A 1,738-nucleotide genomic window follows, 5' to 3' on the forward strand; every position below is an offset into this window, starting at 1 on the left:
AACCCCTCCACCGCCAAGTCGCGGCGGACGCGGGCGTCGGCGGCGCGCTCGGCCTCGGTCGCCCGTCGCGGCAGGGTCGCCGCGGCGCGGTAGCGGTCCGGGTCCGCGACGACGTCGGGCGGGAACGTCATGACCGCGTCACCCGCCTCGGGCAGCCCGGCGTTGTCCATCAGCACGACCACCCGGAGCCCGCCGTGGTTGACGGCGCGGTGGATCGTGCCCGGCGTGAACCAGACGACGGAACCGCGGGCGAGCGGGATCTCCCGGTACCCGTCGAGGTTGACCACGTGCAGCTCCCCCGCCCCGCCGACCACCGCGTAGCACTCGGTCGAGGCCAGGTGCAGGTGCGGGCTGCCGCCGGCGACACCGTCCGGCGCTGCGTCGTCGTAGACGTCGAGGAACGACAACGACGTCCCGCCGGGGAACGCGGTCACCCCCGGTCCCCGCGGCGCAGCACGTCGCGCACCGCCGCCGCCAGCGCCTCCGCGTCCTCGACGCCGCCGTCGGCCACGCCCGTGCCGTAGCGGAACCGCACCGCGTCACCGTCGGCGACGGCCAGCTCCTCGCTGAAGAACGGCGCCGGGTTGAGGCAGGCGAAGTTCTCCGACCGGGTGAACCACTGCGGCGGGTGGTGCGGGTTGTCCACGTGGTCGACCATGAGCACCAGGGACTCCGCGTCGTCGCCGTCGTGCCGTCCCGCGAAGGCCATCCACTCGGCGCGGTGACCGCGCAGCCCGTCGCCGCCCACGCCGTCGGAGGTGACGACCGTCCCGCCGGTGAACGACCGCGGGCCGCGCCAGAACAGACCGCCGTAGCCGGCGTTCTCCCGGCCGCGCGTGGTGGGCGAGCCGAAGACGACCTCCCGGCCGGAGGTGTTGGTCATCGCGGTGTGGAAGGTCAGCGCCCAGGCCGCGTCCGACAGCAGGGTGGCGGTGATCGTCCGGCGCTCGGTGAACACGGTGTGCCCGGACTGGGTGATCCAGTCCAGCTCGTGCGTGAACCAGGCGGCCTCGTCGTCGGCGCCGACATCGACCACCCGGCGGTGCCGCTGGGCGCCGTTGTTGTCCAGCTGCACGTAGGACTGCGGGTGGACGTAGGTCGGCCCGCCCCAGAAGTTCTCCTCACCGACGTTCGGCAGCGACCAGGCGATGCCCTTGTGCCAGACGTGGTCGTGCGGCCGGAACAGGCTCACCACCCGACCGGCCCGCGTGCGGACCGGGTGCAGGAACGGCTTGGGCGACTCCAGCTGCGGGGTGTCCGGCACGTGCACGTAGCGGAGGAGGTCGACCCGCCCGTCCCCGATGGTCAGCGAGGACCCCACGTCGTGCCGGACCGCGAGTGCGCTCAAAGGTCGTTCTCCTCGTCGCCGCTCGGTACGCGCTTTCCGACCAGTATCGAATGCGGTCGCCGGGCTCGTCAAGGCGTGCCCGCCACCGTCTCGACGGGTCGGCCCGGCCCGATCGGCGGACGAACGGGCCGGTCACCGTCCGCGAGGTGCCGTCACCTGGCCAGGGGGACCTCGCCACACCATCCGGTTCTCCGATTCCCGCGCCGTTCTCCCCGACCGCCCCGGCCTCCTACCGTGGCCTGACCGCACCGAGGAGTTGAGGTCGATGTCCGCCGCCTTCCGCAGTCGGATCGCCGTCGCAGTCGTGATCACCGTCGCCGCCGCCACCGCCGCGGCGACCGCCACCGACGCGACGGCCGAGCCCGCCAAGCCCGCCGCGGTGGTCTGATC

At 73.6% G+C, this 1,738-nt stretch carries 3 protein-coding genes; 1 reads left to right on the forward strand and 2 read right to left on the reverse strand.

What is annotated here, in order from left to right:
* Together AB0G02_RS38580 and AB0G02_RS38585 are read right to left on the reverse strand one after the other, a co-directional pair.
* Positions 1-434, reverse strand: a 434-nt coding sequence (locus AB0G02_RS38580; protein ID WP_360804973.1) for a cupin domain-containing protein, incomplete at its 3' end; no start/stop codon positions are given.
* Positions 431-1,348, reverse strand: coding sequence for a PmoA family protein (locus AB0G02_RS38585; protein WP_360804976.1), 918 nt, complete (start codon positions 1,346-1,348; stop codon positions 431-433). The genes AB0G02_RS38585 and AB0G02_RS38580, both read right to left, overlap by 4 nt.
* Before the next feature lie 265 nt (positions 1,349-1,613).
* Here AB0G02_RS38585 and AB0G02_RS38590 point away from each other — a divergent pair, with 265 nt between their 5' ends.
* Positions 1,614-1,736: a hypothetical protein gene (locus AB0G02_RS38590; protein ID WP_360804979.1), complete on the forward strand. Its 123-nt coding sequence runs from the start codon at positions 1,614-1,616 to the stop codon at positions 1,734-1,736.
* Positions 1,737-1,738: the final 2 nt, after the last annotated feature.

The organism is Actinosynnema sp. NPDC023658 (assembly GCF_040639995.1).
Lineage (GTDB): Bacteria > Actinomycetota > Actinomycetes > Mycobacteriales > Pseudonocardiaceae > Actinosynnema.